The organism is Phocoenobacter atlanticus subsp. cyclopteri (assembly GCF_018343795.1).
GTDB classification, from domain to species: domain Bacteria; phylum Pseudomonadota; class Gammaproteobacteria; order Enterobacterales; family Pasteurellaceae; genus Phocoenobacter; species Phocoenobacter atlanticus.
Map to the genome: position 1 here is coordinate 494,475 of NZ_CP074346.1, position 13,817 is coordinate 508,291.

The 13,817-nt window shown below is 32.3% G+C and carries 12 protein-coding genes, 1 other RNA gene and 2 pseudogenes; 7 read left to right on the plus strand and 8 right to left on the minus strand.

What is annotated here, in order from left to right:
* Positions 1-27 precede the first annotated feature (27 nt).
* Positions 28-1,332 (plus strand): serine--tRNA ligase, encoded by a 1,305-nt coding sequence (gene serS, locus KGI96_RS02255; RefSeq protein ID WP_211599342.1) that lies wholly within the window; start codon positions 28-30, stop codon positions 1,330-1,332.
* A gap of 235 nt (positions 1,333-1,567) precedes the next feature.
* On the opposite strand, the gene ssrS is transcribed toward serS, so the two are convergent.
* Positions 1,568-1,748, minus strand: a non-coding RNA gene (gene ssrS, locus KGI96_RS02260) — 6S RNA.
* Between the two features lie 48 nt (positions 1,749-1,796).
* Positions 1,797-2,129, minus strand: a complete 333-nt coding sequence (locus KGI96_RS02265) for a cell division protein ZapA (protein WP_211599341.1) — start codon at positions 2,127-2,129, stop codon at positions 1,797-1,799.
* 63 nt (positions 2,130-2,192) lie between these two features.
* Here KGI96_RS02265 and KGI96_RS02270 point away from each other — a divergent pair, with 63 nt between their 5' ends.
* The 6 genes and pseudogenes from KGI96_RS02270 to KGI96_RS02290 all read left to right on the plus strand — a co-directional run bounded on the left by KGI96_RS02270 (position 2,193) and on the right by KGI96_RS02290 (position 7,604).
* On the plus strand, positions 2,193-2,753 hold the full coding sequence (locus tag KGI96_RS02270) for a UPF0149 family protein (RefSeq protein ID WP_211599340.1): 561 nt from the start codon (positions 2,193-2,195) through the stop codon (positions 2,751-2,753).
* Positions 2,754-2,822: 69 nt separating this feature from the next.
* Positions 2,823-3,017: pseudogene (locus KGI96_RS11105) on the plus strand (helix-turn-helix domain-containing protein); the annotation flags it as partial.
* Between the two features lie 213 nt (positions 3,018-3,230).
* The gene (gene apt, locus KGI96_RS02275) at positions 3,231-3,773 is read left to right on the plus strand and encodes an adenine phosphoribosyltransferase (RefSeq protein ID WP_211599339.1); all 543 of its coding nucleotides are present in this window, start codon (positions 3,231-3,233) and stop codon (positions 3,771-3,773) included.
* A 45-nt stretch (positions 3,774-3,818) separates the two neighbouring features.
* Entirely contained in the window at positions 3,819-5,897 is a 2,079-nt protein-coding gene (gene dnaX / locus KGI96_RS02280) for a DNA polymerase III subunit gamma/tau (protein ID WP_211599338.1), read from the plus strand.
* A 41-nt stretch (positions 5,898-5,938) separates the two neighbouring features.
* On the plus strand, positions 5,939-6,838 hold the full coding sequence (locus tag KGI96_RS02285; RefSeq protein WP_211599337.1) for an ABC transporter ATP-binding protein: 900 nt from the start codon (positions 5,939-5,941) through the stop codon (positions 6,836-6,838).
* A gap of 1 nt (position 6,839) precedes the next feature.
* Positions 6,840-7,604, plus strand: coding sequence for an ABC transporter permease (locus KGI96_RS02290; protein ID WP_211599336.1), 765 nt, complete (start codon positions 6,840-6,842; stop codon positions 7,602-7,604).
* A 228-nt stretch (positions 7,605-7,832) separates the two neighbouring features.
* Here the strand turns inward: KGI96_RS02290 and KGI96_RS02295 are convergent, their stop codons facing one another.
* The 6 genes and pseudogenes from KGI96_RS02295 to KGI96_RS02315 all read right to left on the minus strand — a co-directional run bounded on the left by KGI96_RS02295 (position 7,833) and on the right by KGI96_RS02315 (position 13,803).
* Positions 7,833-9,431, minus strand: coding sequence for an ABC transporter substrate-binding protein (locus tag KGI96_RS02295; RefSeq protein WP_213156535.1), 1,599 nt, complete (start codon positions 9,429-9,431; stop codon positions 7,833-7,835).
* Between the two features lie 117 nt (positions 9,432-9,548).
* Positions 9,549-11,120, minus strand: coding sequence for a glutamine-hydrolyzing GMP synthase (guaA, locus tag KGI96_RS02300; RefSeq protein WP_211599334.1), 1,572 nt, complete (start codon positions 11,118-11,120; stop codon positions 9,549-9,551).
* A gap of 210 nt (positions 11,121-11,330) precedes the next feature.
* Positions 11,331-11,624, minus strand: a pseudogene (locus KGI96_RS11185) (DNA adenine methylase); the annotation flags it as partial.
* A 133-nt stretch (positions 11,625-11,757) separates the two neighbouring features.
* Entirely contained in the window at positions 11,758-12,123 is a 366-nt protein-coding gene (locus KGI96_RS11195) for a DNA adenine methylase (RefSeq protein WP_267873277.1), read from the minus strand.
* Positions 12,124-12,587: 464 nt separating this feature from the next.
* Positions 12,588-12,836: a hypothetical protein gene (locus KGI96_RS02310; RefSeq protein WP_213156536.1), complete on the minus strand. Its 249-nt coding sequence runs from the start codon at positions 12,834-12,836 to the stop codon at positions 12,588-12,590.
* A 175-nt stretch (positions 12,837-13,011) separates the two neighbouring features.
* Positions 13,012-13,803 (minus strand): DNA methyltransferase, encoded by a 792-nt coding sequence (locus KGI96_RS02315; RefSeq protein ID WP_211599331.1) that lies wholly within the window; start codon positions 13,801-13,803, stop codon positions 13,012-13,014.
* Positions 13,804-13,817: the final 14 nt, after the last annotated feature.

Below are 13,817 nucleotides of genomic sequence, written 5' to 3' on the forward strand. Positions count from 1 at the left end.
ATTAAATAAAAAAGGAAGGAAATTAATATGATTGACCAAAATTTATTACGTAATCAATTAGAAGAAGTGGCACAAACACTTAAAACAAAACGTAATTTTGATTTAGATGTAGGACTTGTAGCAAGTTTAGAAGAACAACGTAAAGCGTTACAAATTAAGACAGAAACATTACAAGCGGAACGTAACGCACGTTCAAAAAATATTGGTATGGCAAAAGCAAAAGGCGAAGATATTACCGTATTATTGGCAGAAGTGGATTCAATGGGATCAGAGTTAGATAATACAAAAGCAGAATTAGAAAAAGTTCAAGCACAAATCAATGACATTTTATTAAGCGTACCAAATTTACCTGCCGAAGAAGTGCCATTAGGTAAAGATGAAAATGATAATTTAGAAGTTTCTCGTTGGGGCGAGCCACGTTCATTTGATTTTGATGTGAAAGATCACGTTACTTTAGGCGAAGATTTATTAGGGTTAGATTTCTCAGCTGGGGCAAAATTAACAGGTAGTCGTTTTGTGGTGATGAAAGGACAAATCGCTAAATTACACCGTGCGATTACTCAATTTATGTTAGATTTACATACAGAACAACACGGTTATTTAGAAACCTATGTGCCTTATTTAGTGAACCACGACACCCTTTATGGTACAGGGCAATTACCAAAATTCGGTGAAGATTTATTCCATACTCGTCCACTTGAAGGACAAGATCCAAATGAAGTACAAAAATCTTATGCGTTAATTCCAACGGCGGAAGTGCCAGTAACCAACTTAGTGCGTGGCGAGATCGTAGAAGGCGAAACCTTACCTCTTCGAATGACAGCTCATACACCTTGTTTTAGAGCAGAAGCAGGTTCTTATGGACGTGATACACGTGGTTTAATTCGTATGCACCAATTTGATAAAGTGGAATTAGTACAAATCGTTGAACCTGAAAAATCAATGGATGCCTTAGAAGAATTAACAGGACACGCAGAAAAAGTATTACAACTTTTAGGCTTACCTTATCGTAAAGTGTTACTTTGTACGGGTGATATGGGCTTTGGTTCAGCAAAAACCTATGATTTAGAAGTTTGGCTACCGGCTCAAAATACTTATCGTGAAATTTCATCTTGTTCAAATATGTGGGATTTCCAAGCGCGTCGTATGCAGGCTCGTTTCCGTATGAAAGGTGATAAAAAACCTCGTTTAGTACATACTTTAAATGGTTCAGGCTTAGCGGTAGGTCGTACCTTAGTGGCTATTTTAGAAAACTACCAAAACCAAGATGGTTCAATTACTGTTCCTGAGGTTTTATGTCCATATATGGGTGGTGTGGAAGTTATCGGTTAATCGTTGTGATTGAGCATTGTACTAACGCTTTTTCCAAGATTATATCTTAGCGTTTTATACATAACAGACAAATGAGTTGGTTTTTATTATTTTATTATTTTATTAATAATTATCAACTCTTTTTTATTTTTATGAAAATGAACTTTTAGTAGATATGCAAAATATATTTTTGTATGGTCATTTATAGATGTGTTTTTTTGTATATTAAATCAATTATTTTTTACTATGAAGTAAGAAAAAACCCGAAGTGCCGTGACTAGAGTAAGTCCTTGAACCATTCGGTTCAAGGGAGTCTGTATGACTGTTTTTAGGCTTCTCGAATAAACGAGCCTGCACACCAACAGTAAAAACGTGACTCAAAGAGTTTTAGATATCGGCTCAGGGACATTACTAGTTCACGCACACCTCAGGCAAGGGAATATTACTGGAATTTGCGTTATTTTTCTAGTCTTTATTTGAGGAAATCATTCATTTTTAGTTTTTTGTTGAATATTAAAAGAAGATTCCGTTGGAATTTTTAATTTTTCTAATGATAAATCCAACTTTTTAAGACAAGACACTAAGGTATTTTGAGTTTCTCTATTTTTATTTTTCTCTTGTGTTAATTCAAATTGCAAATTTAATGCAATAATAATTAACACTTTTTCAAGTTGAATAATTTTTGATTGATCTTTTAATTTTGCTACACGTCCTTCTAATAACAGTGCAGATTCAAGCAATTCCTCTTGTTGTTCATCTGGACAATAGAGTTTGATTAATTGCCCTAATATCTGAATTTCAATATTATTATTTTGCATAAAACCTCACGTAATTCAAAAATTTTTGGTATTATGCCACCCTTTGGGAGAATAAAAAAGACTATGACGACAATACAAGTAAATAGAATTAAAAAATTACTCAGTGAATTACAAGTTGACTATACTGTAGCTGAATTACATGGTTTTTTAGGAGGATTGATTGCTGGAGGGATTAAAGATGATTCTTGGAAAGTTTTTTTTCAGCAATTTATTAATGATGGTAATGATTTATCACCAAATACATCAACAAAATTAACAACTCTTTATACACAATTAATAATAGCTTTTAAGAAAGAAGACGTTTTATTTTCTTTGTGGTTACCACAAGATAAAAAAGAAATTCCAATTCTCGTTGATGGCATTGGGGAATGGACTAGCAATTTTATGTTAGGTCTTGGATTGGCACAACCTTATATTCAAAAAGAAGTGAAAGAAATAAATGAAGTACTTAATGATCTTAGTGAAATATCAAAATTAAGTTATTGTAAAGAGGATGATCCAATAGAGTCAGTAGAAGCGGCAGAAGAGATATTAGATTATCTGCACAGCGTAACACTATTTTTGTATAATCACTTTTCTTCATTTGTATTAGTTCAGACAAGATCTGACAATAATACTCCTTGAAAAAAATAAAGTTACTTGTTTTGATAAGGGTGTTAAAACTTAAATCAAAAACACTAAGAGGTAACTCTTATGTACTATACTAACAATCAAATCATCAAGCATAAAGTTGGTTTATTAAATTTAGCTGAATAATTAGGCAATATTTTTAAAGCTTGTAAGATAATGAGTATCTTAAGAGATACTTTTTATCGTTATCAATATCTCACTCAAACCAGTGGTATTGATACCCTAATTAATAAAATAGAAGAATCACCAATCTTAAAAACTTATAAAAAAAGTTGCTATTGGAGGAATTTTTTTTACTGATTCACAAGTAAAAATGTGATGCCGTTCTTTTTATTATAATATTTGATTAATTTCTATTCAATTATAATTTTGTTATCGGATTTGTTGAGATAAATTAATTATTTTCCTTGTAATTTTACTCATTTTTGATAGATTTAGTAGGTTTTGTATAATTAAATATTAGGTTGAATTATGAACCAGAAATTAGAACTAATTAAATCATCGATTAAATCTATCCCAAATTACCCAAAGGAAGGGATTGTTTTTCGTGATATCACATCACTTTTAGAAGTTCCTGCCGCATTTCAAGCAGCAGTGGATATTATGGTTGAGCAATTTAAAGATAAAGGGATTACTAAAGTTGTGGGAACTGAATCTCGTGGTTTTATTTTTGGGGCACCTGTGGCATTAGCATTGGAATTGCCTTTTTTTTTAGTGCGTAAGCCAAATAAATTACCACGTGAAGTAATTTCTCAATCTTATGAATTGGAATATGGTCAAGATACTTTAGAAATTCATACTGATTCGATAAAAGAAAACGATAATGTTTTGGTTATTGATGATTTATTGGCAACGGGAGGAACTGTTGAAGCAACAGTAAAACTCATTAATCGCTTAGGTGGAAGAGTAGAGTATGCTGCTTTTGTGATTGGTTTACCTGCTTTACAAGGGGCGGAACGTCTTAAAAAAATAGACGTAAAATCAATGACAATCATCGATTTTGACGGACATTAATTTTTATTTTTTTTGTATATTAAAGTCAGTCTTTTAAGGTAAAAAATGTCTTATCAAGTTTTAGCTCGTAAATGGCGACCACAACGATTTCAAGATGTTGTAGGGCAGAAACACGTTTTAATGGCTCTGGAAAATGGATTGCGAGAAGAGAGATTACATCACGCTTATCTTTTTTCTGGCACTCGTGGTGTGGGTAAAACCTCTATTGCACGTTTGTTAGCGAAAGGCTTAAATTGTGAGAAAGGCATTAGTGCGACACCTTGTAGTGAATGTGAAAATTGCAAAGCCATTGAAGAGGCGCGTTTTATTGATTTAATTGAGATTGATGCAGCCTCTCGTACTAAAGTGGAAGATACTAGGGAAGTATTGGATAATGTCCAATATAAACCAACGGTGGGACGTTTTAAGGTCTATTTAATTGATGAAGTGCATATGCTTTCTCGTCATAGTTTTAATGCTTTACTTAAAACCTTAGAGGAACCACCTGAGTATGTAAAATTTTTATTGGCTACAACAGATCCTCAAAAATTACCGATTACTATTCTTTCTCGTTGTATGCAATTTCATTTGCGTGCTTTAGAGCAACATCAGATTAGTGATCATCTTGCTTTTATTCTTAATCAAGAAAATATTCCTTTTGAAGAATTAGCATTAGAGAAATTAGCTAAATCAGCACGGGGGAGTATCCGTGATGCCTTGAGTTTAACAGATCAAGCCATTGCGGTAAGTAATGCCAATATTACTCTTCCTATTGTGCAACAAATGTTAGGGCTATTAGATGATAACCAGCCATTAGAATTAGTACAAGCTCTCGCACTTGCGGATGGTGAAAAATTAATGGCAGTCATTGATGATGTGGCACATAGAGGAGTGGATTGGCAATCGCTATTAAGTGCTGTTGCAGAAACGTTACATAAAATTGCCATCTTACAACTGTTACCTAATACCTCTGTGGAGGATTCTCCTTTACATTTTTTAGCTAAACAGCTTTCTCCTGAAGATATACAATTTTTCTATCAATTAATATTAATGGGAAAAAAAGAGCTTCCTTTTGCCAGTGAACCGAGAGAAGGCGTTGAAATGACAATGTTACGAGCTTTAGCATTTCACCCAAAACGCATAGAAAATGAAGTTATTTCAGTTGCAACTATTCAGCAAAATAATCAACCTCAGCAAGAAGTCATCTCGCAAACGAATATTGATAAATTAAAAGCACGTTTGAATGTAGCGGCATCATCAATTACATCACAACCTCAGATAGCCGCCGTAGAAAACGTACCAAAACAAGCGGTTACATCTTCACAACAATTTGCAAATTCTGATCAACAAGTTACCGCTATGGTAGAGCTTGTTGATGAGAAAAAGGTAGAAAAAAACTCTTTATCACCTGCTTTAGCTGCATTACAAGCACGTGAACAACTTAAAAATCGTAAAGCAAAATTAAACGAAACAGAAAAAAAAAAGGTTGAAGTAAAGCCTGCTATTACAGAAAAGAAAAAAACGCAAAGCTCATCAGATTTACAACAACGTTTAGCCAGTTTAACACAAGCCAATTCAACGGCTGAAATTGTAGAAAAACAAGGTGAGAGACAGGAAGATGATGAACATTATCGCTGGCAGTGGCTCGATCCTGAATTAGGTAATGAGATTGAAACAGCTAAGCCTTCAGATATTAAACAAGCGATCTTACAACAGCGAACCCCTGAATTAACCGAAAAAATCACGCAACTTTCTTGTGAAAGAGATCGTTGGTGTCAAATTATTTACAATTCAAGAGTTTCTGGTTTATCGCGTTTAATGGCGTTAAATTGCTATATCGCTGACCAAAAAGAGAATGAACTGCAATTGGTATTAACTCCTGCAATGGCTCATTTAGATAAACCAGAAATTCATCAAGCATTAATTGAGGCATTGAAAGAACAAGATCTTAGTTATTCATTAACCGTTGCTGAAACTATTCCTGAAAGTCAGAAACACCAAACAGCCTTAGAAATTAAGCGAGAAATCTTTGAGCAATTAACCAATGAAGCAAAAAGTACATTAATAAATGATCCTAAACTTAATTTATTAAGCCGTACATTTAATGCAGAAATTGATGAATCGACCATTCGACCAGTAGCTTAATGCTAACTGGTTTCCCATTTACTTATTACTGAAAAGAAAAAATGTACGCATTAGAAATTAAAAAACTTGTCAAACAATATGCCTCAGGTGTAAAAGCGGTTCAGGGTATTGATTTAACTGTAGAACAGGGAGATTTTTATGCTTTGTTAGGACATAACGGAGCAGGGAAATCAACGACTATTGGAATTATCAGCTCATTGGTCAATAAAACCAGTGGTACCGTGAAAGTATTTGGTTATGATTTAGATACTCAAAAACAGAAATTAAAACAACAAATTGGTTTGGTACCACAAGAGTTTAATTTCAATACTTTTGAAAAAGTAGAAGATATTTTAGTTAATCAAGCAGGGTTTTATGGTGTACCACGTAAAGATGCAATAAAACGAGCAGAGTACTGGTTAAAAAAATTAGAACTATGGGAGAAACGTCACACGCTTTCTTATGCCCTTTCTGGCGGAATGAAACGCCGAATAATGATCGCACGTGCCTTAATGCACAATCCTAGATTACTTATTTTAGATGAGCCCACTGCAGGGGTAGATATTGAATTACGTCGTTCACTGTGGGAGTTTTTAAAAGAACTTAATCAACAAGGCACCACTATTATTTTAACTACTCACTATTTTGAAGAAGCAGAAAGTTTATGTCGTAATATTGGTATTATGCAAAATGGTGAAATTGTAGAAAATACCTCAATGAAAGCACTATTAACTAAATTAAAAAGTGAACTATTTTTACTTGATTTGAATAAAAAATGCTCCCTTGAACTACCAAATTATCCTTTTCAATGGGTAGATGACAATACTATTGAAGTAGAAGTAACGAGAACACAGGGTTTAAATCAATTATTTCAACAGCTTAATGAACAAAATGTAGAAGTTGTGAGTATGCGAAATAAAGCAAACCGTCTTGAAACATTATTTATTGATATGGCAGAATAAAATGCAAAATTTAACAGGTTTTTATACATTAGTCCGCAAAGAAACAAAACGAATATTTCGAATTTGGCGACAAACACTAATTCCACCAATGATTACTACCACACTTTATTTCTTTATTTTTGGTAAGTTGATCGGTACACGTATTGGTGATATGGATGGAGTAAATTATGTTCAATTTATTGCACCGGGTTTAATAATGATGTCTGCCATTACCTCTGCTTATGGCAATGCAGCCTCGTCATTCTTTTTAAGTAAATATTCCAAACATATTGAAGAATTATTGGTTTCTCCTCTTTCCACTCATACTATTATTGGTGGTTATGTGGCAGGAAGTATTGTGAGAGCAGGGATTGTTGGTATTCTTGTCACTACTGTTGCATTGTGTTTTGTTTCTTATGATATTTACTCGTGGTTAGTGATTATTGCGATTATGCTAATGACCATCATAATGTTTGCTTTAGCAGGGTTAATTAATGCGATTTATGCCAAAAGTTTTGATGAAATCAACCTTATCCCTACCTTTATTTTAACGCCTCTAATTTATTTAGGCGGCGTATTTTATTCTATTTCATTACTCTCTGATTTCTGGCAAGGTGTATCAAAATTCAACCCAATTATGTATATGGTTAATGGTTTTCGTTATGGTTTTTTAGGAATTAGTGATGTTTCGATTTACTATACTTTTTCAATTTTAGCGATTTTTATAGCAGTGTTATATAGCATTGTTTATCGTTTACTGGATAAAGGTGTTGGATTAAGAACTTAAGGTAATTCATAGAGTTATATTTTAAGCGGTAAGATTGTTTGATTTTTTTACAAATTGGAATAAGAAACTAACTGATTTTTGATTAATAATATTATTTTACTATTGGTATCTTTGCAAAATATATAAGGATTTTACTTTATACGCAATTATCAAAAAATAGCGATAAAACATTACATTAAAAAGAAAAAAGCATAGAAATAATCTATGCTTTTTCTTTTTTATAAAGAATTATTTATCTTTTAATTTTGTTCCATATAAATAAACATAGCCAAATGGACTAGTTTTATAATCCATTACTCGTGTACTTGTTGGAACTGCAATAATGGAATGCGCAACTGTTACCCAAGGCATTTGTTGTCTAACAATCACTTGAGCTTGTTTATATAGTTTTGCTCGTTCTTCTTTATTTGATAAACCTTTTGCTTTGGTGAGTAACGCATCAAATTCTTTATTACAGAAACGACCATAATTATTGATGCCAATATTTTCACAACCTAACAATGGTGATAAGAAGTTATCAGGATCACCATTATCACCAGACCAACCAGCAATAATCGCATCAAAATTACCTTGTCTAGCATGTTTTCTATAATCAAGGACTTCATTGACTAGCTCAACTTTAACACCGATTTTTTCCCAGTCAGATTTAATGAGCGTTGCTAATTTACTTGGTTCAGGTAATGAAGCTCCTTTTTTATGATCATTCATTAACACTTTCATTGTAAAACCATCTGGATAACCAGCGTCTTTAAGCAATTGTTTTGCTTTTGCAATATCTTGAGTGTAAGGCTGAATATCATCATTATAGCCCCAAACAGTTGGTGCTAATGGATTTTTAGCTTGAACACCAAAGCCTTTATAGACAATATCAATAATGGCTTTTCTATCCACTGCATAATTTAATGCTTCACGTACTTTTACATTATCAAAAATAGGTCTTTCATTATTAAACGCAATATAAGAGACATTCATACCCTTATATCTTAATAAATTAATTTTTGGATTTTTATCCATTGCTGGAATATCATTTTGATTTGGAAACTCAATAAGATCACATTCGCCTTTAATTAATTTTGCATAACGAGTTGTAGCATCAGGGATAATGTCAAAAATTAAACGATCAAAATCAGCTTTTCCTTTCCAATATTCTTTATTGGCAAAATAACGAATTTTTTGATCTTTTTTATATCCAGCAAAAATAAAAGGACCTGTTCCAATAGGAAGTTTATCAATAGTTTCTGGTTTTCCTTCTTTCATCATTTTATCAGCATATTCAGCCGAATGAATTGAGGTAAAATCCATACCTAAACTAGATAAAAACGTTGAATCTGGTTTGCTTAATACAAACTTGATAGTATGATCATCTACTTTTTTGAGAGATTTAATTAACTTAGGAAATCCCATTCCTTTGAAATAAGGATAAATACCATTTGAAACATTATGGAATGGATGTTTGTCATCTAACATACGTTGAAATGAAAAAATTACATCATCAGCATTAAAATCACGGCTTGGGGTAAATATTTTACTAGAATGAAATTTAACCCCTTGACGTAAATGAAAAGTATAAGTTAAACCATCATCGCTAATATCCCAGCTTTCAGCTAATACAGGCTCAATATCTGTTGTTCCACGTTTAAACTCAACTAAACGATTATAAACCTGCTGTGATGTTGCATTATAGGTTTTGCCATCTATTAGTAAAATAGGGCTAAAGCCTTTTGGTGCTTTATCTGTACAATAATAAAAAGTTTTACCAGAGGCTTGAGCTACACCAGTAAATAACAATACTGTTGCCATTAAAGAAAATTTGGTACTTAGTTTCATAAAATCTCCCAAAGTGTAAAGATAAGCTGAGGATACCTGTTCAATCTATATTTTATAAATAATAAAAAGTTCTATCTTATGTTAAAAAGTTATAAAAACACATTGTTTAGAATAATTTTATTCCCACTCAATCGTCGCTGGCGGCTTGCCACTCACATCATAAACGACACGAGAAATGCCTTCGACTTCATTGATAATACGATTTGAAATTTTACCTAATAAGTCATAAGGTAAATGTGTCCAGTGTGCGGTCATAAAGTCGATAGTTTCAACAGCACGTAGTGAAACAACCCAGTCGTATTTACGTCCATCACCCATTACACCAACAGATTTTACAGGTAAAAATACCGTAAAGGCTTGGCTGACTTTGTAGTACCAATCGGCATTGTGTAATTCTTCGATAAAAATAGCGTCTGCTTTACGGAGTAAATCACAATATTCTTTTTTCACTTCGCCTAAAACACGCACGCCTAAACCCGGTCCAGGGAATGGATGGCGGTTTAACATTTGTGCAGGTAAACCTAAGGCTAAACCGATTTTACGCACTTCGTCTTTAAAGAGTTCACGCAACGGCTCGACTAATCCAAGTTTCATATAATCAGGTAATCCGCCAACATTGTGGTGAGATTTGATCACGTGGGCTTTGCCCGTTTTACTTGCTGCAGATTCGATCACATCAGGATAAATCGTACCTTGTGCTAACCATTTTACGTTGTCGTGTTTGTGAGATTCTTCATCAAACACTTCCACGAATACATTACCGATAATTTTGCGTTTTGCTTCTGGCTCATCAACACCTGCAAGGCGATCTAAAAAGCGTTGTTCCGCATCAACTTTGGTTATGTTTAATCCGAATTTATCACCAAACATTTCCATTACTTGCTCCGCTTCATTTAAACGTAATAATCCGTTATCGACAAAAACGCAGTGTAATTTTTTGCCGATAGCACGGTGTAGCAATAATGCGACTACCGATGAATCGACACCACCAGATAAGCCTAAAATGACTTCATCATCGCCCACTTGTGCTTTAATGCGAGCAATAGCGTCTTCGATGATATTTTCTGCTGTCCATTTAGTTTCACAGCCACAAATATTAACCACAAAATTAGTTAATAAGCCTAAACCTTGTTTGGTATGGGTGACTTCTGGGTGGAATTGTACGCCGTAAAATTGACGGTTTTCATCTGACATTGACGCAATCGGGCAAGTTGGGGTTAAGCCTGTTACTTGGAAACCTTGTGGTAATTGAGTCACTTTATCGCCGTGACTCATCCATACATCAAGCAGGGGATTTGAAGCGGTAAGATCATCATTTAATTTTGCAAATAATTGATCTTGTCCTTTTAATTCAACCTGTGCGTAACCAAACTCACGATGATCTGATCCTTCGGTTAAGCCACCAAGTTGCATTGCCATTGTTTGCATTCCGTAGCAGATACCAAGTACTGGCACGCCTGCATTAAATACATATTCAGGGGCTCTTGGGCTACCTTGCTCTGTGGTACTTTCAGGTCCACCAGACAGAATAATCCCTGTTGGATTAAATTCACGAATTTGCTCTTCGGTAACGTCCCAAGCCCAAAGCTCACAATAAACCCCAATTTCACGCACACGACGAGCGATAAGTTGGGTATATTGTGATCCGAAATCTAAAATTAAAATTTTATGGTTGTGTATGTTGTTCATTTTGTTCTCTTTTCTTTTTAAAATATGTAAAAACTCTTGTGTTGTATCTGTTTTATTATATCGATTACTGTCTGCTTTAAATCTTTGATAATCAATAACTTCTAAACTATATTTTCCATATTTAGACATAATATTTTGTATATCCATAGGGGACATTAAGCCTTCATTATTATAGCTTAAAAATATATATTCAAAATTTGCATTTTTGATTAGATCTTCAAATTCAGCTAATACGGTATTTTTACTACAATATTTTGATTTTTGATACTCAGGAAGTCCTGTTTTGCCTTTAGGTTCAAATTTATTATATTTTGCGATAGTATTTAATAAATGATAATTCGCACCATATTGCCTTGTATTATATGGCGGATCTAAATATAAAATATCTCCTTCAATTTCTTTAATAAGTTCATTACTATTTTTATTAAAAACAATATGTTCATTATTATTTATATCAAAGCTGGCTGGATGTAAGACCAATTCTTTCTGTGCAGATTTCTTCAATTGCTTTAAAAAGCACCGTAAACAGAAGCTGTATTTGCAACTTTATCAGCACTTTCTAATAAACTTGCTAATAAAAAATAATATTGATTATTATTAATTTTACCTAAATTTTTCCATTCATTTATTTTAGATCTTATAGTATCAATTTTTTGCCATTAAAATCTGAAAAATAGAGTCTTTCACTACCGCTACCGAAACAATAATTTTGATAAATAAAACCGTCTTCTACAAGAGGCAAGCTGTTTAGTTGATTGATTAATTTTTCTTGATCCTTAATAGGTAAATGGTTTTCAATATAGTTCTTATTAAGAACAAAGCTATAATATTCAAAATCATTAGCTATAACTTGCTTAACTTCTTTTTTGAAATTACGGCCAACAATGCCAGTTCCAGCAAATAAATCGCAAAATATTTTTTGAGACAAGTCATTTCCAACAACGTTACAAATGGTTGTTTTAATAAAATCTGATAATTTTTGTTTTGAGCCAATGTAGTTCATTAGTTGTATAATAAAATAATAAAGCAATTAACTTTATATGTCTTTATTCCTTGTGTTTTATGATTATATTGAAAAGTAATTTCCAAAGGATTTTCTAGATCAGTTTTTTGAATAGTTTCAGCAATTTTATCAATAGAAATATATTCATCCAAATATACTACCAATAATCTACTATCAGCACCAAATCTACCCTCATCTTGATATTTATAAAGATATTCTGCGACTTTTTCAGGGTGTTTGATTGCCTCTTTTTTCCAATTAGCACCATATCTTTTTTAAACTCATTTGTTGGGCTTTTTGCTACTTTCTGATCAAAAGAAATCCCATTAATAAAAAAATCAACTCCTCGCCGATGATTTAATGTAGGAAGAATATTTGTATTTTTTCAAAAATTAAAGTTTCAATAAAATCATTTCTTACTGTATTAATTTCTTTAATTCTTCGGTATTTCACTGCTGCCTGTTTTACTTTTCATCTTTTTCAATTCCAAAAATATTTTCAGAATTTACTCTTTGTACAAATCCATCAAAATCCCCTTGTGAAAATGGCCAAGAAATATTACCTAATTGTAATTTTTGCCATTCTTCAAGCAAAATTTGCATTACTTTATAAGAGTTTTTTCCACTTTTATATTTTGAGGATTCTTTAAATAAATTTCTAATAATTTTTTCACCATTTTCAAAGTCCCAATTTTTAACAAGACTTGTCCACAATTCATTAGTATTTAAATCTAAAACTATTTGACCCTTATTTTTACCTCTTGAGATAATTTTAACTGGTAAATCAAACTTTTTTTCATTTTGTAGAGCTAATAAAAATGATATCGCATTATCCTTATTACCAAAAATTTTTTTGCAGTATCTGTTGAAAAATTATTTTTTAAATTCATTAAAACTCCTTTTTGAAAATCAAAATATACTCGTGTTTAAAAATAAAATAGTCACTACTTAAAGCACGGTAACGCCAAATACTATTTTGCCCTAATTTACCACGATTACCTTCTACGTTCTTTATAACAATTCCCTTTAATTTTACCTTAAAGTTTCTTTTAATCATATCCATAATATAAAAAGGTAGTGGTTTTATTTCGCCTTGTTTATAAACATCACCAATAACAACTGCAAAATAGCGATTTTTCTCTAAATATTTTAATCCATTAATAACAACTAACTGAAATTTCTGAATAAACTGAGGTAAATTAGCTATGTGCGATAAATCTTCTTTTTTGTCAGTAAATTTTACAATGTCTAAATATGGCGGGTGCATTATTAAAAACTGAACATTATTAATTTGTAGTTTATCTAATGATTGCATCATTTTAATATCAAAATTATCACTGGAGACATCACTATTTTGAATATCAAATTTAATATTATTAACATCAACCATTTTGTGTTTGACAGAATCAATAGCATTATTGTTAATATCAAAGCCAATCAAATTTCTATCAAGGTTTTCGCATTCAAATAATGTTGTTCCACTACCTAAAAAGAGATCTAAAACAGTTTCATTTTTCTTTGTATATCTTTTGATAAGTTGATAAGGAATTTGTGGAATAAAATTACCGTGATAATGATTAGAATGTTTACCATGTTTATCTCTTTCGGAGATAAGCCATAAGCTATCAGTATTAATATCGCAATCTTTCCAGTTTCCTAATTCTACATCATTAAATTTCATTTTCTAACACTATA

Coding starts and splice junctions, on each gene's coding strand:
- KGI96_RS02290 (WP_211599336.1), top strand. CDS start 6,840: ATGCAAAATTTAACAGGTTTTTATACATTAGTCCGCAAAGAAACAAAA.
- dnaX (WP_211599338.1), top strand. CDS start 3,819: ATGTCTTATCAAGTTTTAGCTCGTAAATGGCGACCACAACGATTTCAA.
- KGI96_RS02285 (WP_211599337.1), top strand. CDS start 5,939: ATGTACGCATTAGAAATTAAAAAACTTGTCAAACAATATGCCTCAGGT.
- KGI96_RS02270 (WP_211599340.1), top strand. CDS start 2,193: ATGACGACAATACAAGTAAATAGAATTAAAAAATTACTCAGTGAATTA.
- KGI96_RS02265 (WP_211599341.1), bottom strand. CDS start 2,129: ATGCAAAATAATAATATTGAAATTCAGATATTAGGGCAATTAATCAAA.
- KGI96_RS02295 (WP_213156535.1), bottom strand. CDS start 9,431: ATGAAACTAAGTACCAAATTTTCTTTAATGGCAACAGTATTGTTATTT.
- apt (WP_211599339.1), top strand. CDS start 3,231: ATGAACCAGAAATTAGAACTAATTAAATCATCGATTAAATCTATCCCA.
- KGI96_RS11195 (WP_267873277.1), bottom strand. CDS start 12,123: ATGAACTACATTGGCTCAAAACAAAAATTATCAGATTTTATTAAAACA.
- guaA (WP_211599334.1), bottom strand. CDS start 11,120: ATGAACAACATACACAACCATAAAATTTTAATTTTAGATTTCGGATCA.
- KGI96_RS02315 (WP_211599331.1), bottom strand. CDS start 13,803: ATGAAATTTAATGATGTAGAATTAGGAAACTGGAAAGATTGCGATATT.
- serS (WP_211599342.1), top strand. CDS start 28: ATGATTGACCAAAATTTATTACGTAATCAATTAGAAGAAGTGGCACAA.